The following is a 23662-nucleotide window of genomic DNA, read 5'->3' as shown; positions in this document are numbered from 1 at the left end:
AAAAAGGTTCCGGGGGATGTAGCGACCGGCGCGGCAAAGCGCAATCGGCTTGGCCGAACTATCCCGGCGATTCGGCCGGATGGCCCGCCAGAGCTTCGTTCCGATTGCATCGGAACGAAGCTCCAGGTTTTTGTTCTGACGCGTTTTCTTCACGCGAACCGGTGTCCACTTCGTTCGAAAACGCTCTAATAGAGCCCTCCGGTTCCCGGGCGCATGAAGAAGCCGCCATCGGGCTGCTGCCCGCCATTCTGCGACGGCTGCTGGCCAGGTGCGGGGCCGCGGCCGTCGGCATCGGCGACGCCGATGACCGAGTAGTTGTCCGGCGGCGCGGTGCCCGGCTTGAAGGCTTCGAGGATGGTGTTACCGCCGTCGCCGGGACCAGCCCGCATGCCGGACTTGGCGTCGACCCGGATCAGCTTGATGCCGGCCGGGACCTTGAACGGCGTCGGCGGCTTGTCGGCGAGCGCAAGCTTCAGGAAGTCACGCGCGATCGGCGCGGCCACGTGACCGCCGGTCGCGGCGCGGCCGAGATTGCGCGGCTTGTCGTAGCCCATGTAGACGCCGACCGCGAGATCCGGCGAGAAACCGACGAACCAGACGTCCTTCTCGTCGTTGGTGGTGCCGGTCTTGCCGGCGATCGGCTTGCCGACCTCCTTCACGACGGTGGCGGTGCCGCGCTGGACCACGCCTTCCATCATCTCGGTGATCTGGTAGGCGGTCATCGGGTCGAGCACCTGCTCGCGGCGATCGACCAGCTGCGGCTCCGGCTGGCTCTTCCAGCCGCCCGGCGCGTCGCAGCCGCGACATTCGCGGGTGTCGTGCTTGAAGATGGTGTGGCCGTAGCGGTCCTGGATCCGGTCGATCAGCGTCGGCTTCACCCGGCGGCCGCCATTGGCGAACATCGAATAGGCGGTGACCATGCGCATGACGGTCGTCTCGCCGGCACCAAGCGCATAGGACAGATAATTCGGCAATTCGTCATAGACGCCGAAGCGCTTGGCGTATTCGCCGACCAGCGGCATGCCGATGTCCTGCGCGAGGCGCACCGTCACGGTGTTGAGCGAGCGCTGCAGCGCGTTGCGCAGCGTGGTCGGGCCGTAATATTTGCCGGTCGAATAGTTCTCCGGACGCCAGACGCCGGCGCCCTGCCCCTGATCGATCTCGATCGGCGCGTCGATCACGGTGGTCGACGGCGTATAGCCGTTGTCGAGCGCCGACGAGTACACGATCGGCTTGAACGACGAGCCAGGCTGCCGGTAGGCCTGCGTCGCACGGTTGAACTGGCTCTGGTCGAACGAGAAGCCGCCGACCATCGCGAGCACGCGGCCGGTCCACGGATCCATCGCCACCATCGCGCCCGACACTTCAGGCAATTGCCGCAGGCGATACTGGCCCTCGACCGCCGTGCCCTCCTTGGTCACCAGCGGGTCGGCATAGATCACATCGCCCGGCTGCAGCACCTGCGAAACCGCCGTCGGCGCCTTGCCCTTGCTCTTGGCCCAGCGCACGCCGTCGATCGTGATGATGCCGGTCTGCCGCTCCTTGCTCACCGCGCCGCCGAGTTCGCGGCCCGGCTGGAAGCCGATCCGCGCCGACTGGTCGCTGGTTTCCAGCACCACCGCCATCCGCCATGGCGAGATGTCGGAGAGCGATTTGACGTCGGCAAGCTTGACGCCCCAGTCGCCGGAAATATCGAGCTTGTGCAGCGCCCCGCGCCAGCCTTGCGCCTCGTCGTAGTTGACGAGGCCGGCGACCATGGTCTTGCGTGCCATCACCTGGATCTTGGGATCCAGCGTGGTGCGAACCGACAGGCCGCCTTCGTAGAGTTTCTTTTCGCCGTAGCGCTCGAAGATGTCGCGGCGGACTTCCTCGGCGAAATATTCGCCGGCGAAGATATGCGCGCCGTTCGAGCGGCTGGTGACGTTGAGCGGGTCCTTGCGCGCCTTGTCGGCGTCGGCCTGCTTGATCCAGCCGTTCTCGAGCAGGCGGTCGATCACATAGTTGCGGCGCTCGATCGCGCGGTCACGGTTGCGCACCGGATGCAGCGCGGCCGGCGCCTTCGGCAGCGCGGCGAGATAGGATGCTTCCGCGATCGTCAGCTCGTTGACCGACTTGTCGAAATAGACCAGCGACGCCGCCGCGATGCCGTAGGCGCCGAGCCCGAGATAGATCTCGTTGAGGTAGAGCTCGAGGATGCGGTCCTTGGAATAGGCGCGCTCGATGCGCATCGCCAGCAAGGCTTCCTTGATCTTGCGCGAGAACGAGACCTCGTTCGTTAGCAGGAAGTTCTTCGCGACCTGCTGAGTGATGGTCGAGGCACCCTGGGGGCGGCGGTTGGAGCCGTAGTTCTGCGCGTAGAGGATCGCGGCGCGCGCCATGCCCTGATAGTCGATGCCGCCGTGCTCGTAGAAGTTCTTGTCTTCGGCGGCGAGGAACGCGTTGATCACGAGCTTCGGCACCGCCTGGATCGGCAGATAGAGCCGGCGCTCCTTGGAGTATTCGCCGAGCAGCGCGCCGTCGGAGGCGTGCACGCGGGTCATCACCGGCGGCTCGTAGTCCTGGAGCTGCGAGTAGTCCGGCAGATCCTTGGAGAAATGCCAGATGGCGCCGGCGACGCCGGCGACACCGACCAGGAACACGACCGTTCCGGCGGCGAACAAGAAACCCATAAACCGCACGAGCAGGCGCATTATCGACGTTCCGTTCCTACCCTCCGGCGCCTAGTCGTTCGAGGCGCCTGTCCAAAAGTGCGAATGCGTCACACAACGAAGGCTCACACAACGAAGGCTCTTAAACGAGGCCCCGTACAACGAGGCCTTGGCCCAGCGAGCCACCTTGCGCACGCGAAAATACAAGAGCCGCCGGACAATATGGTCGATTCTGCGGACCTGCGGTCCATTGTCTATACCGTCGCCGCTGTGGCCAAACTAGGGCTTCGGCGCAACGGCCCCGGCTTTTCGGCCGGGCGATTTCACTTTGCCGGCCCGGCAGTTGCCAGCCGCTTGGCGAAGAACGCATCGATCGCCTGGAGCATCGAGCCGACGGCCTTGTTCCGCCAGTTCTCGGAGACCAGGTGCTCGAGGTCGCCCTTGTTGGAGACGTAACCGATCTCGACCAGCACGGACGGCACGTCGGGCGCCTTCAGCACCCGGAAGCCGGCCGATTTGAGCGGGTGCTTGTGCATTCGCACCGTGGTCTTCATCTCGTCCATCAAAAGACGGGCGAAACGGTTGGAGAAGGTCTTGGTTTCGCGCTGCGCGAGGTCGATCAGGATGTCGGCGACCTCGGTCGGCTCGTCGGTCAGGTCGACGCCGGCGATGGCATCGGCCTTGTTTTCCGCTTCTGCCAGCCGCTCGGCCTCGGCGTCGGAGGCCTTGTCCGACACCGTGTAGATCGTGGCGCCCTGGGCATCACCCTCGCGGCGCGGCAGCGCGTCGGCATGGATCGAGACGAACAGCGATGCGGATTGGGAGCGCGCGATTTTCACCCGGTCGTTGAGCGGAATGAAGGTGTCGTCGGACCGGGTCATGACCACGCGATATTTGCCCGACTTCTCGATGCGGTCGCGCAGGGCAAGGCCGAAGCCCAGCACCAGGTTCTTCTCGGTCTGGTCGCCGGATTGGGTGCCGTTGTCGATGCCGCCGTGACCGGGGTCGATCACGATCAGCGGACGAGAGTCCGTGGTGGTGACCGGCGGCAGCGCCGTCGTGGTGACCGCCGGAATGGTCGCCGTGGTCGATTCGGAGATCGCGGGCTTCAGCTCGGGCCTGCTCTCGGACGCTAGCGACTGCACGAAGCTCGTGCGGTCGACCTGCTCGAAGTCCAGCACCAGCCGCGGCGGCTGGCCGTTGGCGGCGTCGAGCACATAGGAGTTGACGATCTTCACCGGGCCGGTCATGTCGAACACGATCCTGGAGCCGCCGGGCATCACGAGCCCATAGCGGAAGGCCTTCACCAATCCCCGCGCCGCCGAGCCGGTGCCGGCGGCGAGCTGGAAATTGACCTGCGGGATATCGACCACGACCCGGTAGGGGTCGGCCAATGGGAAGGCGCGAAACTCGATCTTGCGGTCGAGGTCGAGGATGAATCGGGTCTGCTTGTCATCGCCGGCGACCCTGGCCCCGGATGCGACCGGAAAGTCCGCCGCGCCGACTGCCGGGGCATTGGCCGCCTGGGCTGGCTGGGCGTTTTGCGGTCCTTCGGCCGCGCTCGGGGCGCTAACGACGGCAACCGCCAATGCTGCAGCGCACAACAGCCCGCATCCCAGAAAAACAAGGTGTTTTGCGCGGTTCTCCACCTGATTCGGAGCCTCCCAGCTGCTTCTTACCGCATTAGAACCGCACGGTTAATCGCACCCTAATGACGCCCAGGCGAAAAGAACCGAGTGTTGCGGCGGCGTGACGCTTCGCTTGCACGCGGCGGTCAATCCACGTATGTACGGAGTGCTGACGGCTAGTACTCCCCGGTTGTGTCGCGTTCAGCCTCCCGGTGCAGCGGTGGAACCTTCCAAGTCGAAGATCCCGCCGTGTTTTTCCGGTCCCTCCCCAGCCAGCGCCGCGCGCGGCTGACATGGAGTGGCGGATTCGAGCCCGAGCGGCGTCCGGTCCCAGGCACACTCCCTCGCCAGAGGGACGGTTTGAGACACGGCATAACCGATTATCCGGTCCCTTGGGGGATTCCTTAGGGGTCTCGATATGCGATGGCCGGCAGGCGCTTCGGCGCCGAGCCGGGCTTTCAGCAAAAGATACGGCGGAATTTCTCGCCGCCAACATGTTTAGACGGGCCGACGCTTAATGCGCCAGACTGCATTGCCGACCAGGATCCCCCCAATGATCGCGCTGACGCGAGGTGAAAACTTCGCCCGTCGCATCATCCCGGTGGGTTCCCGTCCGGCGCTGCGCCGCGAGACGCGTTTTGGCCTTCCCCTCACCCCCGAATCAGGTGGACCGTCGCGTCACCGGGCGGCGCAGTTTGCGCGCGCCATGATCCGCGCCCGCCGCCGTCAAGAGCTCCAAAATGCCCAACAAGATGTTGATCGATGCCACCCACCCGGAAGAGACCCGGGTCGTTGTGGTCCGTGGCAATCGCGTCGAAGAGTTTGATTTCGAGACCGCCCAGCGCAAGCAGCTGCGCGGCAACATTTACCTCGCCAAGGTCACGCGCGTAGAGCCGTCGCTGCAGGCTGCCTTCATCGAGTATGGCGGCAACCGGCACGGCTTCCTGGCCTTCAGCGAAATCCATCCCGACTACTACCAGATCCCGGTCGCCGACCGTCAGGCGCTGATCGAGGCCGACGAGCGCGCCCATCGCGAGGCCGAGGAAGAGCACGAGAACCGCGGCCATCGCCGACGGTCGCGCCATCGCAACGCCCGCCGCCGCGGCCATGGCGACCGCGTCCAGAGCGATGTGATCGAGGGCGCCGGCGAGGCGCAGGCGCTGCCGGCGGTCGAGGCGCACGAACAGCCCGTCGATGCCGAGCATCACGATCATGGCGTGGTCGCCCACGAAGGTGAAGGTCACGGGTATGAGGCGCATGATCATGCGCATCACGAGGACCACGAGCATCACCACGATCACGAGCACCATGACCATGGTCACGACGATCATGGCCACGATGATCATGACCACGATCACCACGACCACGATCATGCGCACGATCACGGCCACGCCCATGAGGTGAGCGAGGCGCCGGCCGCCGAGACCTCGTCCGACCCTGTCGTCGCGGTGGTCGAAGCCTCTGTTGCGTCGGCAGAGCCCGAGACCGTCGAGACCGCCGAGGTCATTCATGAGCCCGAGCGGGCCCATGAGGAGCAGGTCGAGGAAAACGCCGCGCATGCCGACGACGCGCCGCATGTGGCTGCCGACGACGTCCACGCCGCGGCCGACGAGCATGCGGCCGTCGAATACGCTTCGCTGGCGGATGTCGCGCCCGAAGCCGCGCTCAGCGATGAGGCCGGCGAAGATGACGACGAGGATGACGGCGAAGAAGGCGAGGAAGAAGATGTCGTCGAATCCGTCGGCGGCGACGACGTGCTCGAGGAGGTTCCGGAGCGTCCGTTCCGCCCCCGCCGCCAGTACAAGATCCAGGAAGTGATCAAGCGCCGACAGGTGATGCTGGTGCAGGTCGTCAAGGAAGAGCGCGGCAACAAGGGCGCCGCGCTGACCACCTATCTGTCGCTCGCCGGCCGCTACGCTGTGCTGATGCCCAACACCGCGCGCGGCGGCGGCATCAGCCGCAAGATCACCTCGGCCCAGGACCGCTCGCGGCTGAAGGAAGTGGTGCAGGATCTCGACGTGCCCGAGGGCATGGGGATCATCCTGCGCACCGCCGGCGCCTCCCGCAGCAAGCCCGAGATCAAGCGCGATTTCGAGTACCTGATCCGGATGTGGGAGACGGTGCGCGACCTGACGCTGAAGTCGCAGGCGCCGACGCTGGTCTACGAGGAAGGCTCGCTGATCAAGCGCTCGCTGCGCGACCTCTACAACAAGGAGATCGACGAGATCCAGGTGGCGGGCGAAGCCGGCTACCGCGAAGCGCGCGACTTCATGAAGATGCTGATGCCGGCCAATGTGCGCGCGGTGAAGCAATATCGCGACGGCCAGCCGCTGTTCTCGCGGATGGGCGTCGAAAGCCAGCTCGACGCGATGTTCTCGCCGACCGTGCAACTGCGCTCCGGCGGCTACATCGTCATCAACCAGACCGAGGCGCTGGTGTCGATCGACGTCAACTCGGGACGGGCGACGCGCGAGCACCATATCGAGGACACCGCGCTCAAGACCAATCTGGAGGCGGCGGAAGAAGTCGCCCGCCAGTTGCGCCTGCGCGACCTCGCGGGCCTGATCGTCATCGACTTCATCGACATGGACGAGAAGCGCAACAACCGCGCGGTCGAGCGCAAGCTGTCCGACTGCCTGCGCCAGGACCGTGCGCGGATCCAGGTCGGCCGCATCTCGCATTTCGGCCTCCTGGAAATGTCGCGCCAGCGCATCCGTGCCAGCGTGCTGGAGAGCTCGACCGAGCCCTGCCCGCAATGCGGCGGAAGCGGCCATGTCCGCTCGGTCTCGTCGGTGGCGCTGCAGCTGTTGCGCGGCATCGAGGAAATCCTGATGAAGGGCGCGACCCACAATCTGGTGGTCCGCACCCGCACCGACGTCGCGCTCTACGTGCTCAATCACAAGCGCGGCCATCTGCGCGACCTCGAAGACTCCTTCCGCGTCTCGCTGTCGATCGTCGCCGACGCCACCGTGCACGGCCAGCAGTCCTACATCATCGATCGCGGCGAGCAGGTGCATACGCTCGAAGCCGCCAAGGCGCTGCTTGCCGCACAGGCGGCCGCCGCGCCGGCGCAGGCCGAAGAGGTCGATGACGAGGAAGAGCTGTTCGAATACGAGGCCGAGATCGAGACCGACGAGACCGAAGGCCTCGCCGACGACCGGGCGGCCGGCGAAGAAGCAAGTGCCGCCGAGGGCGAAGGTGACGGCCAGCGCCGCAAACGCCGCCGCCGTCGCCGCGGCCGCGGTGGCAGCAGCGAAGCGCGCGAAGGCGCGCAGCAGCCGCGCGAGGACGGCGACCTCATGCATGTCCTGCCCGAGGGCACAGAGGCGGCTGCCGCCTCCGATGCCGAAGGCGAAGACGATGAAGGCGACGAAGCGCAGGGCGCAGCCCGCGACGACCAGGCCGGCAACGGCGATCGCCGCCCGCGGCGCCGCGGACGTCGTGGCGGCCGGCGCCGGCGCGGCACTGGCGGCCCGGATGACGGTCTCGCCGGATCGATCTCCGATGAGCTGAGCCCGTCGCCGGCGCCCGAAGCGACCGACGCGGTCGCCGATTTCGACAGCCATGACGCGGAGCCGGCTCCGTCGCTCGTACAGCCCGAGCTGGTCGCCGCACCGCCGGAATGGCAGCCGATCGAGGCCGCCGCCCCGGTTGAGCCCGTTTCGGCGCCTGCCCCGGAGGCTGCCACCGCAGCCGTCGAGGATACGGCCGCTGAAAGCGACCGCGCGCAGCGGCGCCGCTCGACGGTGCGCGAAAAGGTCAGCTTCGCGTCGAGCCCGCAGCCCGAGGCAACAGCGCCCACGCTGGTTCAGGGCGCGGCCGAGGAAGCGGCGCCTGCCCCTGAACCCGCAGCCGCTTCACCGGAGCCGGCGTCAACCGCTGCGGCCGAGGCTCCGGCCCGCAAGGGCTGGTGGTCGCGCCGCTTCGGTGGCGGCAACTAAAACCCCTCGCAAGTCAAACGCCCGGCTCGCGCCGGGCGTTTTTACTGAACAGGCCAACCGTTCGTCAGACGCCGGCGTAACGGAGCCTGACGGAGACGGATCCCAATGCAAAGCGCGATCGTTCTTGGCGGCGGCATGGTGGGCGTCAGCACGGCGCTGCATTTGCAACGCCGCGGCTGGTCGGTCACGCTCGTCGACCGCAAGGAACCCGGCCGCGAGACCAGCTACGGCAACGCCGGCATCATCCAGAGCGAGGCGGTGCGGCCCTACCCGATGCCGCGCGATCCCGCTATCCTCGCCAGGATCGCGATGGGGCGCACCAACGACGTCCACTATCGGCTGGCCGCGCTGCCGCAGCATGCCGGTCCCCTGCTGCGCTACTGGCGGAACTCGACGCCGGAGCGGCACCGCGAAGCCACCCTCGCCTGGGCACGTCTGATCGCCCACGCCACGGCGGAGCACGACACGCTGATCCGCGACGCGCACGCCGACAACCTGATCCGTCGCGCCGGCTACCGCCTGCTGCATCGCGACCCGGCAGCGCTGGAGCAGGCGATCGCAACGGCCGAGGAGAACCGGCGCGAGTTCGGCGTGCAGTTTCGCGTGCTCGACGGCCGCGAACTCGCCAGGGCGGAGCCGTTGCTGCGCGACGACCTGCCCGGCGCCATTCACTGGCTCGGGCCGTGGACCGTGTCGGACCCCGGCGGGCTCGTGTCGGCCTATGCCGGATTGTTCGAGCGTCTCGGCGGGACGCTGCTGCACGGCGACGCGCAGACGCTGACGCAGACGACATCCGGCTGGTCGGTCGATACGGCAGGCGACCGGATCGACGCCGCCCACGTCGTGGTCGCGCTCGGGCCGTGGTCACCGCAATTGCTGCGCAAGTTCGGCTACCGGATCCCGCTGGTGCGCAAGCGCGGCTACCACATGCACTATCAGGGCGGCCGATCGCTCGACCTGCCGCTGGTCGACACCGCGAATGGCTACGCGATGGCGCCGATGGCCAAGGGCATCCGCATCACCACCGGCGCGGAGCTCACCGGCCCCGACGCGCCGGCGACGCCGATCCAGCTGGGCTATGCGGAAGCTGCCGCGCGCGAGCTGCTCGAGATCGGCAGCCGCGTCGAACCCGAACCCTGGTTCGGCACCCGCCCCTGCACGACGGACATGCTGCCGGTGCTCGGGCCTGTACCGCGTCATCGCGGGTTGTGGGTGAATTTCGGCCACGGCCATCAGGGTTTTACGCTCGGCCCCGCGACCGCGCGAGTACTGGCCGAAACGATGAACGGCGAGGCATCCGCCGTGGACACCTCGCCGTATCGGCTGGACCGATTCTGACGTCGACAAAGCGTTTTCGAGCGAAGTGGACCCCGGTTCGCGTGAAGAAAATGCGTCAAAACAAGGATCTTTAGTCCGTCGTCAGCGCGGTCTCCATGTCGGTCGGGTCAATCTGCCTTGAGAGATTGGCGTTGAGCTTGTCGCGGTCGAGTTCGCCCTCCCACCAGGCGACGATCACGCAGGCGACGCCGTTGCCGCACAGATTGGTCAGCGCGCGGCACTCGCTCATGAACTTGTCGATGCCGAGCACGATCGCCATGCCCGGCACCAGCCGCGGGTCGACCACCGCAAGCGTCGCCGCCAGCGTAATGAAGCCCGCGCCGGTGATGCCGGATGCGCCCTTCGAGGTCAGCATCGCCACGACCAGGATGGTGAGCTGCTGGCTGAACGAGAGGTCGTAGCCCAGCGCCTGCGCGATGAACAACGTCGCCAGCGTCATGTAGATGTTGGTGCCGTCGAGGTTGAACGAATAGCCCGTGGGCACCACGAGGCCGACCACGGATTTCGAGCAGCCCAGACGTTCGAGTTTCTCCATCAATGACGGCAGCGCGCTCTCGGACGACGAGGTGCCGAGCACGATCAAGAGTTCGTCCTTGATGTAGGCCAGGAACTTGAAGATCGAGAACCCCGCGATCCGCGCGATGATGCCGAGCACCACGAACACGAACAGAGCGGCGGTCAGATAGAACGTCGCGATCAGCCCCATCAGGTTGAGGATCGCACCGGTGCCGAACTTGCCGATGGTGAAGGCCATCGCGCCGAACGCGCCGATCGGCGCCGCCCGCATCACGATCGAGATAACGCCGAACACCGCATGCGCGGCGTCGTCGATGAAGGAGCGGATGGTGTGGCCGCGCTCGCCGAGGCCCATGATCGCAAAGCCGAACAGCACCGAGAACAGCAGCACCTGCAGGATCTCGCCCTGCGCGAATGCACCCACCGCGGTGTCCGGAATGATGTGCAGCACGAAGTCGACGCTCTTCTGCGCCTCCGCCTGCTTGGCGTAGCCGGCAACCGCCTGCGCGCTCGCCGCGGCATTGCCGAAGCCCGCACCCGGCTTCACGATATTGCCGACGAGGAGTCCGATCACCAGCGCGAAGGTCGAGACCACCTCGAAATAGACCAGCGCCTTGACGCCGATCCGGCCGACCTTCTTGGCATCTTGTATATGCGCGATGCCCGAGACCACGGTGCAGAAGATGATCGGCGCGATCACCATCTTGATCAGCTTGATGAAGCCGTCGCCGAGCGCCTTGATCCACTCGTTGGTGGCAAGCGAGGGCCAGAACGCGCCGACCAGCGCGCCGAGCACGATCGCGATCAGGACCTGGACATAGAGAATCTTGTACCACGGCTTGCTACCGGCGCTCGCCGGTGAAGCCGTGGCAACGGTTGCCGTTGCCATGTGTCACTCCCCCTCAGAAATGGCGGAAATAGCCAAGATCAACTTGGCCGTTCAAGTCAAATGGAACTGTGTGGGCCTTGCCGTTTATCCGCGGCGATCTGTCGCGTGCGGCTCTGCCGAAACAAGCGCACCGGGCTGTGAAACGGACTGACCGACAAGACGGAAGGCTCTTGAGGTTCGCGGGCTATTTAAGCCAACGAGCGATCCGTGCAACTGCTTCCTGCATGTCCGCGGCCGAGCGTGCATAGGAAAAACGGATGAAGGCGCGGCCGTGGATCGGATCGAAATCGACGCCCGGGGTTGCTGCGACGTGGGCCTTCTCCAGCATCTCGCTGGCGAAGGCGAAGCTGTCGGAGGTGAAGTCGGAGACGTCGGCATAGAGATAGAACGCGCCGTCGGCCGGCAGGAACTTGGTCAGCCCGGCCTTCGGCAGCCCCTCGATCAGGATGCGGCGGTTCTCCTGATAGCCGCGCTTGATCGCTTCCATCTCCTCGCGGCCTTCGAAGGCGGCTTCGGCGGCGATTTGCGACAGCGTCGGCACCGAGATCGACAGGTTCTGCTGCAGCCGCTCGATCGGCCGCACCAGCGTGTCGGGCACCACCATCCAGCCGACGCGCCAGCCGGTCATGCAGAAGTATTTCGAGAACGAGTTGATCACGAGCGCGTTCGGCGAGAGCTCGGCCGCGGTCACCGCGGGGAACGCATAGTCGAGCCCGTGATAGATCTCGTCGGAGATGAAGCGGATGCCGGCACTGTCGGCCGCGGCCATCAGGCTCGACAGCGCCTCGCGCGACATCATGGTGCCGGTTGGATTTGCGGGGCTGCCGACCAGCACGCCCTTCAGCGGCGCCTTGCGATGGGCTGATAGCAGCGCCTCGCCGGTCAGCGCATGACGGGTGTCGCCTGACGTCTCGATCAGCACCGGCTCGCAGCCGAGGGCGGTCAGGATGTGCCGGTAAGGCGGATAGCCGGGCACGGTGACCGCGACGCGATCGCCCGGCTCGAACATCGCAAGAAACGCCAGGATGAATCCGCCCGACGAGCCGGTCGTGACGATGATGCGCTCCGCATCGACGGTGCAGCCATACGTGTCGCGGTAATGGCGGGCAATGCGCGCGCGCAGACTGGGAATGCCGAGCGCGGAGGTGTAGTCGATCCGCCCGTCGACCAGCGCGGCCTGCGCGGCCGCGATCGCAGGCTTCGGCGCCGGCGCGGCCGGCTGGCCCACCTCCATGTGGATGACGTGGCCGCCGGCCGCCTCGATTCGCGCGGCGGCGGCCATCACGTCCATCACCATGAACGGCGGAACATCGCTCCGGCCGGACGCTGTCAAAAGGCTGCTCACACGGTCTCTCGCTGTCGCTTCACGCATGGATTTCTGCTATTGCACGGCCGCTGCCGAATTCGGGTTCCCGCTAGTTGCGGCCGCCCCAGACTGGCCGCATTCGGTGGCTCCTTATAACGCTTTCAGGCCAAGTGAATACCCCCAGGGCATACCCGGTACGCGTGAAGAAGAACTGCAAAAACAACAGACTGTGCCACGCGCCCGACCCAATCGGGCCCGGACCCCGCCGTTGCGCCGGCGCGGCCGGCCGTCGCCGATAGCTCACCCATGCTGTTCCGCCTCACGCTTCGCACCGGGACCTTCAAGCTCACCGCATTGCTGACCGCGGTGGCGCTCGCGGTCGGCCCCGTCGTCCCGGCGCGCGCCCAGCAGAAGGGCCCGCCAGTGCTGCGCGACACCGAGTCCGAGCAGCTGCTGCGCGAATACACAAGGCCGATCCTGCGCGCCGCCGGTCTGGAGAAGCAGAACATCCAGATCGTGATCATCAACGACGGCTCGTTCAACGCCTTTGTCGCCGACGGCCGTCGCATCTTCGTCAATTACGGCGCGCTGCTGCAATCGGAGACGCCGAACCAGATCATCGGCGTGCTGGCGCACGAGACGGGCCATCTGGCCGGCGGCCATCTCGCCAAGATGCGCGAGCAGCTGGCGCAGGCGCAGACCCAGATGATCATTGCGATGCTGCTCGGCGTCGGTGCGATCGCCGCGGGTGCCGGCGGCCGCAGCGGCGGCAACGGCCTCTCCAGCGCCGGCGCCGCAGCGATCTCGGCGCCGCAATCGGTCGTTCAGCGCTCGCTCCTGTCCTATCAGCGCCAGCAGGAAGAAAACGCCGACCGCGCCGGCGTCAAGTTCCTGAACGCGACCGGACAATCCGCCAAGGGCATGTACGAGACGTTCAAGCGCTTCACCGACGAAAGCCTGTTCGCCTCGCGCGGCGCCGACCCCTACCTGCAGTCGCACCCGATGCCGGTCGACCGCGTCTCGGCGCTCGAGGAGCTGGCGCGCTCGAGCCCCTACTGGGACAAGAAAGACGATCCGGCGCTGCAGCTGCGTCACGACATGATGCGCGCCAAGATTTCCGGCTTCATGGAGCGACAGGACACGGTCTACCGCCGCTATCCCCTGACCAACACCAGCCTGCCGGCGCGCTATGCCCGCGCGATCACGACCTATCTGCACGGCGATCTGCGTTCGGCGATCGCGCAGATCGACGGCCTGATCCAGGTGCAGCCCAACAATCCCTATTTCTACGAATTGCGCGGCCAGGCGCTGCTCGAAGGCGGCCGGCCGGCCGAGGCCATCGCGCCGCTGCGCCGCGCGGTGCAACTATCAGGCAATTCGCCCCTGATCGAGATGCTGCTCGGGCAGGCGATGGTCGCCTCCGAGAACAAGGCCTACACCGACGAGGCGATCAACATGCTGCGGGCCGCCGTGGCGCGCGAGCCCGAGGCGCCGCTCGGCTACACCCAGCTCGCGATGGCCTATGGCCGCAAGGGCGACTATGCCCAGGCCGACCTTGCCTCGGCACAGGCGGCCTATCTCCGTGGCGACGCCAAGACCGCGCGCGAGCTGGCGTCACGCGCCAAGACGCGGTTCGCGATCGGCACTCCCGGCTGGGTCAAAGCTGACGACATTGTGAGCGCCAAGCCCATGCCGGGTCAGAAAAACAACTAGAAATAAACCGTAGTTCCATACAACGATCACCGAAACCGGCCCTCGGCCCCGCCGAATTTCGGGCCACCTCGAACAAGGATTTTGTCATGCCAGCGCTTCGTTTTCTTGCCCCTGCCCTGCTCGCGCTCGGCGTTTGCGCCGCGCCGCTGACTGCGTCCGCGCAGAGCTTCAACGACACCCAGCGTGGCGACATCGAGACCATCGTGCGCAACTACCTGGTCTCGCATCCCGAGGTGCTCGAGGAGGCGATGAACGAACTGAGCAAGCGGCAGGCCGCCGCCGAAGCCGAGAAGCATGAGCAGAGCGTCGCCAAGAACGCCGACACGATCTTCAACTCGCCGCGCGGCGTCATGCTCGGCAACAAGGACGGCGACGTCACCTTCGTCGAGTTCTTCGATTACAATTGCGGCTACTGCAAGCGCGCGATGTCCGACATGCTCGACCTGATGAAGTCGGATCCGAAGCTGAAGGTGGTGCTGAAGGAATTCCCGGTGCTGAGCCAGGGCTCGGTCGAGGCCGCGCAGGTCGCGGTCGCCGTGCGCATGCAGGATCCGACCGGCAAGAAGTATCTCGAGTTTCACCAGAAGCTCCTGGGTGGCCGCGGCGCCGCCGACAAGGCGCGCGCGCTTGCGGTCGCCAAGGACGTCGGCCTCGACATGACCAAGCTCGAGAAGGACATGGCGAGCCCCGAAGTGAAGTCAACCATCGAGGAAAACTTCCGCCTCGCCGAGTCGATGGGCATGAACGGCACGCCGAGCTACGTGATCGGCAAGCAGGTGGTGATCGGCGCGGTCGGCGTCGACAATCTCAAGGAGAAGATCGGCATCGCCCGCTGCGGCAAGGCAACCTGCTGATCTCCCTTTCCCGCGACGTTCGTCTCACTCAACGAAATCCGGCTGCCACGCAGCCGGATTTTTGTTGCGGTCACCGAACCAGCTCCGCGCTGGGCCGCCACCAAGGGCCGTCATCAACAACGGAAGCCGCGCGCCATGTCCCTGGCCCCCATCTGCTGCACAAGGGCGAGCTCGGCGACTGCATCGCGCCCCATGGCGAGCTAGGCGGTGCGCGCGGCCTCGAGCGGTTGCTCGGTCGCAACCATCTCGGCGGCATGATGTTTCCGAACCAGTGGACGCCGAAATACAGCGCGACCTATCTCGAGATCGAAGAGCATTTCGGCAGCTTTAATTTCGGCGGTGGCGACGGCCAGCTCGATCTCGCGAGCATGGAGTTCGACTGGGCCTGCGGTTGAAGCGCGCGGCGCATTCATCGCGTATTCACAAGAAATACAAAGGACAAGGAACCGCAAATCAACAGGAACATCGCACATTCTCTCCCGTTGTCGGCGCGGGCAATGCTGAAAAACGAGGAGGAATTCGATGTCTAACCGCTTTCTGATTTCAGTCGCCGCAGCGGCTCTGATCGCCGGCACCGGTTTCGCGAATGCACAGGGCGCAGGTGGCGCCGGCAAGGAATCTCCGGGCGCCGGTGGTGGCGCAACCATGCAGCACTCTGCACCGTCCGGTGGTGCGTCGTCGGGCACGATGCAGCGCGATACCGGCGGCATGAAGGGTTCCGATCATTCCACGACCGGTGAATCCTCGAGCACGAAGGGTGCGGAGTCCGACAAGTCGGGCACGGCCACCAAGGGTGCGCAGGACAATAGCCAGAAGTCGAAGGGCATGAGCTCGGAGAACGAGTCCACCAAGGGCTCCAAGGAGAGCTCGAAGGACATGAAGGCCGAGGGTCGTGACAAGAGCGGCAACATGAAAGCCGAAGAGCGTGACAAGAGCGGCAAGATGAATGCCGAAAGCCGCGACAAGAGCGGCGCCACGACCAACCAGAACGCTCAGACCAAGAGCCCGACCGACAGCAGCCGCACCCAGACCACGACCGGCAACGCGGCGACGTCGGCCACCGCGGCTCCGCCGGCCGAGAAGCGCACCCAGATCTCGACCGCGATCAAGTCGGAGCACGTGACCGAAACCACCAATGTGAACTTCAACGTGGCGGTCGGCACCCGCGTGCCGGCTGAGGTGCGCTTCTATCCGGTGCCGGAGCGGGTCGTGACGATCTATCCGCAATGGCGCGGCTATGAGTTCATCCTGGTCCACGGCCGCTACGTGATCGTGCAGCCGGAGACCCATGAGATCGTCTACATCATCGAGGGCTAAGCCCGGCCTCGGTGGAGGGTGCCGCCAGGGCCCTCATCTGCATTCACAGCCCCGCCCCTCAGGGGGCGGGGTATTGCGTTCGGCCACCAGCACACACGGCGGTGGATGGCCGGCGGGAGCGCGGCCCCGACACGCCTTCCGTGAGATTTGGTTAATCAGCAATTTCCGCAGGTTACGGCAGGTACCTGACAGGGTGGAGGAAGCTGTTGAAGAGGTTCCGATTTCACCTAAAGACTTCCCCTGCGGCCGGTTGTTACCTATAACCCGGCCCACTTCACCCCTTGTCGGAACCCCTCGGACCGCTTGTCGGACCCTTTTGGCCGGAACCACTGGAATGGCTGCTGCCGGAACGATCTATGTGCTGAACGGCCCGAACCTCAATTTGCTGGGGACGCGCGAGCCGGAGACCTACGGCCATGCCACCCTCGCGGACGTCGAGAAGGTGTGCGCGGACACCGCGCGCCAGTTCGGGCTGACCGCTGATTGCCGGCAGTCCAACCGCGAGGGTGAACTGATCGACTTCATCCATGAAGCCCATGCCAAGAAGGCGGTCGGCATCATCATCAACGCCGGCGGCTACTCCCATACCTCGATCGCGCTGCATGACGCGCTGGTTGCGGTCAGGATCCCAGCCGTCGAGGTTCACGTCAGCAACATCCACGCCCGCGAGAGCTTTCGGGACCACTCGTTCACTGCTAAAGCCGCCTTCGCGTCACTTTGCGGCTTCGGCATCGACGGCTACCGGCTCGCGATCATCGGCCTTGCCACCAGGATCGGTGCCAAGACCGATGCCAAGATCGACGCCAAGGCAAAGACTTAATCGTCAATCCTGACGTTCCCCGTCACCAGACAGAGATTTTGGATCACAGAGCATGGCGCGCCAGCCAGACGACAAATCAGCCGCAAAATCCAAGAGCGACTCCAAGAGCGACGACAGCGCCCTCATCCGCGAGCTCGCGCTGCTGCTCGCCGAGACCAATCTGACCGAGATCGAGATCGAGCGTGCAGGCCTGCGCGTCCGGGTCGCACGCAACATCAGCATCGCAGCCTCCGTGCCGTCCGCAGTGCACGCGGTTGGCGCGCCGGCCGCAGTGGCCGTGCCGGCTGCCGCTGTTGCCGCAGCGACCGACTTGGCAAAGCACCCGGGTGCCGTGCCCTCGCCGATGGTCGGCACCGCCTATTGGGCGCCCGAGCCCGGCGCCAAGCCGTTCATCGAAGTCGGCACCAAGGTCTCGGCCGGCCAGACGCTTCTGATCATCGAGGCGATGAAGACGATGAACCAGATCCCGTCGCCGCGCGCGGGCACCGTGACGCAGATCCTCGTCGAAGACGGCCAGCCCGTCGAATTCGGCGAGCCGCTCGTGATCATTGAATAGCTTCGGTCAACGTCAGGCGCTGCGATGTTCGACAAGATCCTCATAGCCAATCGCGGCGAAATCGCGCTTCGCGTGCTGCGCGCCTGCAAGGAGCTCGGCATCTCCACCGTGGCGGTGCATTCCACCGCCGACGCCGACGCCATGCATGTGCGGCTCGCCGACGAGAGCGTCTGCATCGGCCCGCCGCCGTCGAAGGATTCCTATCTCAACGTGCCGGCGCTGCTCGCGGCCTGCGAGATCACCGGCGCCGATGCGGTGCATCCCGGCTACGGCTTCCTGTCCGAGAACGCGCGCTTCGCCGAGATCCTTGCCGATCACAATCTCGGATTCATCGGACCGAAGGCCGAGCACATCCGCCTGATGGGCGACAAGATCGAGGCCAAGAAGACCGCCAAGCGTCTCGGCATCCCCGTGGTGCCCGGCTCGGACGGCGCGGTGACCTCGGAGGCCGACGCGCTGGCGATCGGGAAGGAGATCGGCTTCCCGGTGCTGGTGAAGGCGGCGGCCGGCGGCGGCGGCCGCGGCATGAAGGTCGCCCACACCGAGGCCGACCTCGCGATGGCGCTCTCGACCGCGGCCAACGAAGCCAAATCGGCATTCGGCGATGCCTCGGTCTATCTGGAGAAGTACCTGCAGAAGCCGCGCCACATCGAGATCCAGATTCTCGGCGACGGCCGCGGCGGCGCCATCCATCTCGGCGAGCGCGACTGCTCGCTGCAGCGCCGCCACCAGAAGGTCTGGGAGGAAGGCCCCTCGCCCGTGCTCTCGGCAGCCGCCCGCGCCAAGATCGGCGAGACCTGCGCCAAGGCGATGCGGGACATGAAGTATCTCGGCGTCGGCACCATCGAATTCCTCTTCGAGGACGGCGAGTTCTATTTCATCGAAATGAACACCCGCATCCAGGTCGAGCATCCCGTCACCGAAAGCATCACCGACATCGATCTCGTGCTGGAGCAGATCCGGATTGCCGCCGGCGGCGACCTTCCGGCCAAGCAGAACGACATCGCGATCATCGGCCACGCCATCGAGTGCCGCATCAATGCGGAGAACCCGCAGACCTTCCGTCCCTCGCCCGGACGAATCACGCAATTCCATCCGCCGGGCGGCCTCGGCGTGCGGATTGATTCCGCGGTCTATCAGGGCTACGTGATCCCACCCTATTACGATTCGCTGGTCGGCAAGCTGATCGTGCACGGCAAGACCCGCGGCGAATGCCTGATGCGGCTGCGCCGAGCGCTGGACGAAATGGTGGTCGACGGGATCGAGACGACGCTGCCGCTGTTCCGCGCGCTGGTGCGCGAGCCCGACATCATCGAAGGCGACTACCACATCCACTGGCTCGAGCAGTATCTCGCCGGCCAGCCTACCGACGTCGCAAAATAGTTCGGAACTCCGTGGAACCCAGCCCCCGCTCGGACGTACTATAGGGTTATTGGCTTTCCACGGGGACGCATTGAATCCCGCTCCTGCAAAGAGACCGTCGTGACGGAAGTTTCACGACGCCGGTCCACGCTACAGATCTTCCTGCTGTCGGCGGGATTTTTCGTGCTGGTCGCGATCAGCGTGGCATCCGTCCTGCTGGTCAACAAGGCGCGCGAGGACAACGCCTGGGTGGTCCACACCGTCGAAACCGAGAGCCAGGTTGCCAATCTGCTGCTTGACGTCAGGCGCGCCGAAAGCGCGACCAGAGCCTATCTGCTGACATCAGCACCACAGTACCTGTCCGAGTACCAGTCTGCTGTGACAGGAATCCCGGCTGCGCTCGGTCATCTCCAGATGATGACCGTCGATAATCCGGCTCAGGTCGCCAATGCCGCGAAGCTCAAAGCCGCCGTCGAGCAACGGCTGGCCGAGTTCGCGCTCAGCATCGAGCGCGTCAAGAACAACGACGCGGCGACCAGCATCGACATCCTGCGCAAGGCCACGTCGACCGATGCGTTAGAGGCGATCGCCCGGATCGGCCGTGACATGCGCATCGAGGAGGATCGCCTGCTGGCATTGCGCACTGCGACCGCCGACAAGACCCAGGTGCTGGCCTCCTCCGTCACCATCGCCGGCTCCTGCATGGTGCTGGCGCTCGCCGCCCTCTCGGTCGTGCTGCTGCGGCACTCCTCGCGGGCGCGCGACGAGGCCGAGGCCAAGCTGCGCGACAGCAACGTCAATCTCGAGACCATCGTCGACGAGCGCACCTCCGACCTGCGCGAGGCCAACGAGGAGATCCAGCGCTTCGCCTATATCGTCAGCCACGACCTGCGCTCGCCGCTGGTCAACATCATGGGCTTCACCAGCGAGCTGGAGGAACTGCGCGGCGACATCTTCAAGCGCATCGCGACCCTCAACCGCACCGCGTCGCTGGCGCCGGCGATGCCGGAAGACGCGACCGACGTCGCCGAGCCTGAGCTCGAAGGCTCCGACAAGCAGTTGTCCGACGATTTCAGCGAATCGATCGGCTTCATCAAATCGTCGATCGCAAAGATGGACCGCCTGATCAGCGCGATCCTCAATCTCACCCGCGAGGGCCGCCGCGAGTTCAAGCCCGAACGCATCGATCTTCGCGAGCTGATCGACGGCATCGTCAAGACGGTGGCCCACCAGGCCGTCGAGGCCAATGCGACCGTCGAGGTCGGCGCGCTGCCCAATATCGTCAGCGACCGCCTCGCGCTGGAACAGATATTCTCCAACCTGATCGACAACGCCCTCAAGTACCTGAAGGACGGCGTCCCCGGCGAGATCTCGATCGAGGGCCGCACCAAGCTCGGCTTTGCGATCTTCGAGGTGACCGACAACGGCCGCGGCATCGATCCGAAGGATCACCAGCGCATCTTCGATTTGTTCCGCCGCGCCGGAACCCAGGACAAGCCGGGCCAGGGCATCGGGCTTGCCCATGTCCGTGCACTTGTGCGCAGACTGGGTGGCACCATGTCGGTAGCATCGGAACTTCACAACGGCAGCACGTTCACGATCACGCTGCCGGTCAAGTGGTCAGGCAAGAACCGGGAAAAAACGTCATGAGCGATCCAGTCACCATCATCATGATCGAGGACGACGAGGGCCATGCCCGCCTGATTGAGCGGAATATCCGGCGCTCAGGTGTCAACAATGAGATCGTTCCGTTCACCAACGGTACAGAGGCCGTGAACTACCTGTTCGGCAAGGATGGCAGCGGGGTCGAGCGCAAGGGCCAGGCCCTGCTCATCCTGCTCGATCTCAATCTGCCTGACATGACCGGCATCGATATTCTGAAGCGGGTCAAGGAGAACAAGTACCTCAAGTCGACGCCGGTGGTCGTGCTGACCACGACCGACGACTCCCAGGAGATCAAGCGTTGCTACGAGCTCGGGTGCAACGTCTACATCACCAAGCCGGTGAACTACGAAAGCTTCGCGAATGCGATTCGCCAGCTCGGCCTGTTCTTTTCCGTGATTCAGGTGCCGCCGGCTGCCATATGACCAGCGCAACGCCGACACTGCTCTATATCGACGACGACGCGGCCCTGGCGCGGCTGGTCGAACGCGGGCTGACGCGCGCGGGCTACAAGGTCGTGCACGCCGCGAGCGGCCAGGAAGGCCTCGACCGGCTCGCCCAGGGCGGCATCGACGTCATCGCGCTCGACCAGTACATGCCCGGCCTCGACGGGCTGGAGACGCTGGAGCAGATCCTCAAGATTGCGGACGCCCCGCCGGTGGTGTTCGTCACCGCCGCGCAGGATTCGGCGATCGCCGTCACCGCGCTGAAGGCCGGTGCGGCGGACTATCTGGTCAAGGACGTCAGGGGCGAATTCATCCCCCTGCTCCAGGTCGCAGTGAACGGCGCGGTGCGGCAGGCCGCGATCCAGAAGGCGCGCGACGAGGCCGAGGCCGAGGTGCACGCCTCGCGCGACCGCTACGCGGCACTGGCGGCGGAGCGCGAGGTCCTGCTGCGCGAGGTCAACCATCGCGTCGGCAACTCGCTGCAGATCATTGCCTCGCTGCTGCATCTGCAGGCCAATTCCTCGAGCCAGCAGGACGTCAAGGCGGCGCTGACCAATGCGATGGGCCGCGTCGCCGCCGTCGCGCAGGTGCACCGCCGCCTCTACACCTCGCACGACTTCAAGACCGTCATGCTCAACCAGTACCTCGAGGCGCTGCTCGAGGATCTCAGGCGATCGGCCGAAGGCAACAAGATGTCGCGGCTGACGCTGAAGGCCGACCCGGTCGAGATCGATCCCGATCGCGCGGTCGCGATCGGCATCATCGTCAACGAGCTGGTGATGAATGCCGTGAAGTATGCCTATCCCGACGGCGCCGGTCCGATCCATGTCGAGCTGAAGCCCGAGGCGGACGATTTGCTGCTCGCGATCAGCGATGAAGGCGTGGGCTTCTCCGACAAGGCCGATCCGCGCGGCACCGGCATGGGCCAGCGGATCGTCGCGGCAATGGCCGCCAAGCTCGACGCCAGCGTCGAGCGCGACCCGGACCACAAGGGCACGAGGTTCGTGGTGCGGTTCGCCCGCGTCAGCCCGGCGCAGGCGAAATCGACAAGCGCCGCCGCTAGTTAGCGCGGACTATTGCAGCGGATTCGATTGATTTGTCAGGTTCTTCTTAACGCCTGCGTCATGCTGTTGATCGAACGCGGCCAGCCGATCCTGATCAATTAAGAAATATCTGAACGTGTTTTGCGATGCTGGCGCCTCTAGGGCGCGATGAGATCGGGTTGAGGCGTCATCGCGCTTTGGCTTCTTGATTGCGCATGATCTTGTCGGAAAATCGCTTCGCACTTCCGGGTCATGCTTGAGCTTGGCGGGAGCGGCACGCAATGTTCGGGCGCAGGCCAGTTTTTGGAAAGAAGCAGGAGGCCTTGGGCGAACTCAAGGAGGCTCTGCATCCGGCAATGGATGCCGATGGCGCGGCACCCCTCTTTCACAAGAAGCAGTGGGATGATCCGCGGATCGGGCCGGTGCTGCGCGACGCCGGTTTCATGCCCGATGACGAACGCAACGTCGCGCCGACGACGGACGACCACCTCGCCGTGTTCGCTGCGGCCAACATGCGGCTGCTGGAACGTACCGAGACCTTCAACCGCGACATGACGGCGCGCCACGGTCACTGCCACGCGCTGCCGTTCCTCGTGATCGATCAAAAGATCTGGGACGGGCGGCATGGCGCGTTTCTCTACGGCCAGATGAATCTGATCGGCTATGACGAGTGGAACGTGATCATGCTGGCGGGAGATCCGCAGACCACGCAGTCATGCGGCCTGGCAGGCCATCCGGGCTTCCTGCCGGCCGTGACGCAGGCCATGACCGAGGACGTGATGGCGTGGACGGCGCGGCACAATGCCTTGCTCAAGGAGTTCGGACTCACCGCCGGCGGCCGCGACGTTCCGCACGAGCAATATGAGATGGAAAAGGACACGCTGCGCAGGGAAATCATCGACAAGGCCGGCTGGATGAAGCCGCGCATCATCGACGACCTCTTGCGCAAGGGCTAAGGCCTTCCCGCAAGCTTCAATCGTGCCTGTCGCGGTGTCGCCGCGCGCGATGCGAACGGCAATCCCCGCATGGCGCCCCGAAGATCACCTGCGACGGATAGGACCGCGCCGAGTGATACGGCGTCGAGCCGAACAGGCCGGCCGCGCCGAAACCTGCACTGAAGGGATCGGCCGCGTAGTTGCCGGGGAAATAGCCGTTGGTGCGGAAATCGCGGCCATCGTCCCTGCCGTCGAAGGCCCAACCGCCGGTCACGCCGTAGCGCAGCGGGCGATCCTGCGCCGAAGCCGCGCCCGCGCAGAGCGCGATGGCGGCGCAGCCGATCAGCGTTTTCAAGGCGGTCATCGCTGTGGTCCTCATTGCGGGATCGTCCCCCAGTCACCCTTCCAGCCGATCAGACGTCCCCTGCCGAACTGCAGGTAGAGCGCATCGCTGCGCCTCGACAGCGCGCTGCCCCTGGTGTTGGGCAGCGCGACGAACAATTCGTTGCCCCGCGTGCCGCGAACATAGTTCAGGGGAACGCCGAGCGACTGGCTGGCCTGGTCGGCGTTCATGCCGAAGGCGAGCGGAACGCTGTTGGGCGCACGCTGCTGCGCGCGAGCCGTGCCGGCCGGCGCGCCGAGCGCGATCACGAGCGCAACGACGAAGGGTGTGACGAACCGCTGCATG

General features: G+C 65.5%; 20 protein-coding genes. 13 read left to right on the top strand and 7 right to left on the bottom strand.

The features are described 5' to 3' along the window. Window positions 1-185 precede the first annotated feature (185 nt). The 3 genes from ACVILL_RS31320 to ACVILL_RS31310 all read right to left on the bottom strand — a co-directional run bounded on the left by ACVILL_RS31320 (window position 186) and on the right by ACVILL_RS31310 (window position 5673). Entirely contained in the window at window positions 186-2690 is a 2505-nt protein-coding gene (locus tag ACVILL_RS31320; RefSeq protein WP_456732589.1) for a penicillin-binding protein 1A, read from the bottom strand. A 281-nt stretch (window positions 2691-2971) separates the two neighbouring features. Further along, window positions 2972-4297, bottom strand: a complete 1326-nt coding sequence (locus ACVILL_RS31315) for an N-acetylmuramoyl-L-alanine amidase (protein WP_456732588.1) — start codon at window positions 4295-4297, stop codon at window positions 2972-2974. A gap of 629 nt (window positions 4298-4926) precedes the next feature. Then, window positions 4927-5673 (bottom strand): hypothetical protein, encoded by a 747-nt coding sequence (locus ACVILL_RS31310; RefSeq protein ID WP_456732587.1) that lies wholly within the window; start codon window positions 5671-5673, stop codon window positions 4927-4929. A gap of 3 nt (window positions 5674-5676) precedes the next feature. Between ACVILL_RS31310 and ACVILL_RS31305 the strand changes: the two genes are divergently transcribed. Both ACVILL_RS31305 and ACVILL_RS31300 read left to right on the top strand, forming a co-directional pair. Beyond that, window positions 5677-8217 (top strand): Rne/Rng family ribonuclease, encoded by a 2541-nt coding sequence (locus tag ACVILL_RS31305; protein WP_456732586.1) that lies wholly within the window; start codon window positions 5677-5679, stop codon window positions 8215-8217. Window positions 8218-8322: 105 nt separating this feature from the next. Then, window positions 8323-9555 (top strand): NAD(P)/FAD-dependent oxidoreductase, encoded by a 1233-nt coding sequence (locus ACVILL_RS31300; protein ID WP_456732585.1) that lies wholly within the window; start codon window positions 8323-8325, stop codon window positions 9553-9555. Window positions 9556-9625: 70 nt separating this feature from the next. Here ACVILL_RS31300 and ACVILL_RS31295 read toward each other — a convergent pair whose 3' ends face one another. Together ACVILL_RS31295 and ACVILL_RS31290 are read right to left on the bottom strand one after the other, a co-directional pair. After that, complete coding sequence (locus tag ACVILL_RS31295; protein WP_456732584.1) at window positions 9626-10960, bottom strand: dicarboxylate/amino acid:cation symporter; 1335 nt, start codon at window positions 10958-10960, stop codon at window positions 9626-9628. Window positions 10961-11144: 184 nt separating this feature from the next. Next, window positions 11145-12332 (bottom strand): pyridoxal phosphate-dependent aminotransferase, encoded by a 1188-nt coding sequence (locus ACVILL_RS31290; protein WP_456732583.1) that lies wholly within the window; start codon window positions 12330-12332, stop codon window positions 11145-11147. A 240-nt stretch (window positions 12333-12572) separates the two neighbouring features. Between ACVILL_RS31290 and ACVILL_RS31285 the strand changes: the two genes are divergently transcribed. The 11 genes from ACVILL_RS31285 (at window position 12573) to ACVILL_RS31235 (ending at window position 22995) form a co-directional block, all read left to right on the top strand. Next, window positions 12573-13979: a M48 family metalloprotease gene (locus tag ACVILL_RS31285; RefSeq protein WP_456732582.1), complete on the top strand. Its 1407-nt coding sequence runs from the start codon at window positions 12573-12575 to the stop codon at window positions 13977-13979. Window positions 13980-14065: 86 nt separating this feature from the next. After that, window positions 14066-14833: a DsbA family protein gene (locus tag ACVILL_RS31280; protein ID WP_456732581.1), complete on the top strand. Its 768-nt coding sequence runs from the start codon at window positions 14066-14068 to the stop codon at window positions 14831-14833. 227 nt (window positions 14834-15060) lie between these two features. Next, a complete protein-coding gene (locus ACVILL_RS31275) occupies window positions 15061-15228 on the top strand; it encodes a hypothetical protein (RefSeq protein WP_456732580.1) in 168 nt (55 codons plus the stop codon). Between the two features lie 127 nt (window positions 15229-15355). Next, window positions 15356-16150: a DUF1236 domain-containing protein gene (locus ACVILL_RS31270; protein ID WP_456732579.1), complete on the top strand. Its 795-nt coding sequence runs from the start codon at window positions 15356-15358 to the stop codon at window positions 16148-16150. A gap of 334 nt (window positions 16151-16484) precedes the next feature. After that, on the top strand, window positions 16485-16970 hold the full coding sequence (aroQ, locus tag ACVILL_RS31265; RefSeq protein WP_456732578.1) for a type II 3-dehydroquinate dehydratase: 486 nt from the start codon (window positions 16485-16487) through the stop codon (window positions 16968-16970). Window positions 16971-17022: 52 nt separating this feature from the next. Beyond that, a complete protein-coding gene (accB, locus tag ACVILL_RS31260) occupies window positions 17023-17526 on the top strand; it encodes an acetyl-CoA carboxylase biotin carboxyl carrier protein (protein ID WP_456732577.1) in 504 nt (167 codons plus the stop codon). A 24-nt stretch (window positions 17527-17550) separates the two neighbouring features. Next, entirely contained in the window at window positions 17551-18909 is a 1359-nt protein-coding gene (gene accC / locus ACVILL_RS31255; RefSeq protein ID WP_456732576.1) for an acetyl-CoA carboxylase biotin carboxylase subunit, read from the top strand. 99 nt (window positions 18910-19008) lie between these two features. Then, complete coding sequence (locus ACVILL_RS31250; protein WP_456732575.1) at window positions 19009-20538, top strand: sensor histidine kinase; 1530 nt, start codon at window positions 19009-19011, stop codon at window positions 20536-20538. Next, window positions 20535-20975: a response regulator gene (locus ACVILL_RS31245; protein ID WP_456732574.1), complete on the top strand. Its 441-nt coding sequence runs from the start codon at window positions 20535-20537 to the stop codon at window positions 20973-20975. Before ACVILL_RS31250 ends, ACVILL_RS31245 begins: the two co-directional genes overlap by 4 nt. Continuing rightward, the gene (locus tag ACVILL_RS31240; RefSeq protein ID WP_456732573.1) at window positions 20972-22063 is read left to right on the top strand and encodes a sensor histidine kinase; all 1092 of its coding nucleotides are present in this window, start codon (window positions 20972-20974) and stop codon (window positions 22061-22063) included. Before ACVILL_RS31245 ends, ACVILL_RS31240 begins: the two co-directional genes overlap by 4 nt. 299 nt (window positions 22064-22362) lie before the next feature. Next, window positions 22363-22995 (top strand): hypothetical protein, encoded by a 633-nt coding sequence (locus tag ACVILL_RS31235; protein ID WP_456732572.1) that lies wholly within the window; start codon window positions 22363-22365, stop codon window positions 22993-22995. A 16-nt stretch (window positions 22996-23011) separates the two neighbouring features. On the opposite strand, the gene ACVILL_RS31230 is transcribed toward ACVILL_RS31235, so the two are convergent. Together ACVILL_RS31230 and ACVILL_RS31225 are read right to left on the bottom strand one after the other, a co-directional pair. Further along, window positions 23012-23338, bottom strand: coding sequence for a BA14K family protein (locus tag ACVILL_RS31230; protein ID WP_456732571.1), 327 nt, complete (start codon window positions 23336-23338; stop codon window positions 23012-23014). 11 nt (window positions 23339-23349) lie between these two features. Then, entirely contained in the window at window positions 23350-23661 is a 312-nt protein-coding gene (locus ACVILL_RS31225) for a hypothetical protein (RefSeq protein ID WP_456732570.1), read from the bottom strand. Between the last annotated feature and the right edge of the window lies 1 nt (window position 23662).

The organism is Bradyrhizobium sp. USDA 3364, assembly GCF_054056355.1.
This window is presented reverse-complemented; position numbering and strand designations above follow the sequence as displayed.

Excerpts from the sequence above, each read along its gene's own strand:
- ACVILL_RS31320 (WP_456732589.1), bottom strand. The coding sequence starts at position 2,690 with ATGCGCCTGCTCGTGCGGTTTATGGGTTTCTTGTTCGCCGCCGGAACG.
- ACVILL_RS31310 (WP_456732587.1), bottom strand. The coding sequence starts at position 5,673 with ATGGGCGTGGCCGTGATCGTGCGCATGATCGTGGTCGTGGTGATCGTG.
- ACVILL_RS31300 (WP_456732585.1), top strand. The coding sequence starts at position 8,323 with ATGCAAAGCGCGATCGTTCTTGGCGGCGGCATGGTGGGCGTCAGCACG.
- ACVILL_RS31295 (WP_456732584.1), bottom strand. The coding sequence starts at position 10,960 with ATGGCAACGGCAACCGTTGCCACGGCTTCACCGGCGAGCGCCGGTAGC.
- ACVILL_RS31290 (WP_456732583.1), bottom strand. The coding sequence starts at position 12,332 with ATGCGTGAAGCGACAGCGAGAGACCGTGTGAGCAGCCTTTTGACAGCG.
- ACVILL_RS31285 (WP_456732582.1), top strand. The coding sequence starts at position 12,573 with ATGCTGTTCCGCCTCACGCTTCGCACCGGGACCTTCAAGCTCACCGCA.
- ACVILL_RS31280 (WP_456732581.1), top strand. The coding sequence starts at position 14,066 with ATGCCAGCGCTTCGTTTTCTTGCCCCTGCCCTGCTCGCGCTCGGCGTT.
- ACVILL_RS31270 (WP_456732579.1), top strand. The coding sequence starts at position 15,356 with ATGTCTAACCGCTTTCTGATTTCAGTCGCCGCAGCGGCTCTGATCGCC.
- aroQ (WP_456732578.1), top strand. The coding sequence starts at position 16,485 with ATGGCTGCTGCCGGAACGATCTATGTGCTGAACGGCCCGAACCTCAAT.
- accB (WP_456732577.1), top strand. The coding sequence starts at position 17,023 with ATGGCGCGCCAGCCAGACGACAAATCAGCCGCAAAATCCAAGAGCGAC.
- accC (WP_456732576.1), top strand. The coding sequence starts at position 17,551 with ATGTTCGACAAGATCCTCATAGCCAATCGCGGCGAAATCGCGCTTCGC.
- ACVILL_RS31245 (WP_456732574.1), top strand. The coding sequence starts at position 20,535 with ATGAGCGATCCAGTCACCATCATCATGATCGAGGACGACGAGGGCCAT.
- ACVILL_RS31240 (WP_456732573.1), top strand. The coding sequence starts at position 20,972 with ATGACCAGCGCAACGCCGACACTGCTCTATATCGACGACGACGCGGCC.
- ACVILL_RS31230 (WP_456732571.1), bottom strand. The coding sequence starts at position 23,338 with ATGACCGCCTTGAAAACGCTGATCGGCTGCGCCGCCATCGCGCTCTGC.
- ACVILL_RS31225 (WP_456732570.1), bottom strand. The coding sequence starts at position 23,661 with ATGCAGCGGTTCGTCACACCCTTCGTCGTTGCGCTCGTGATCGCGCTC.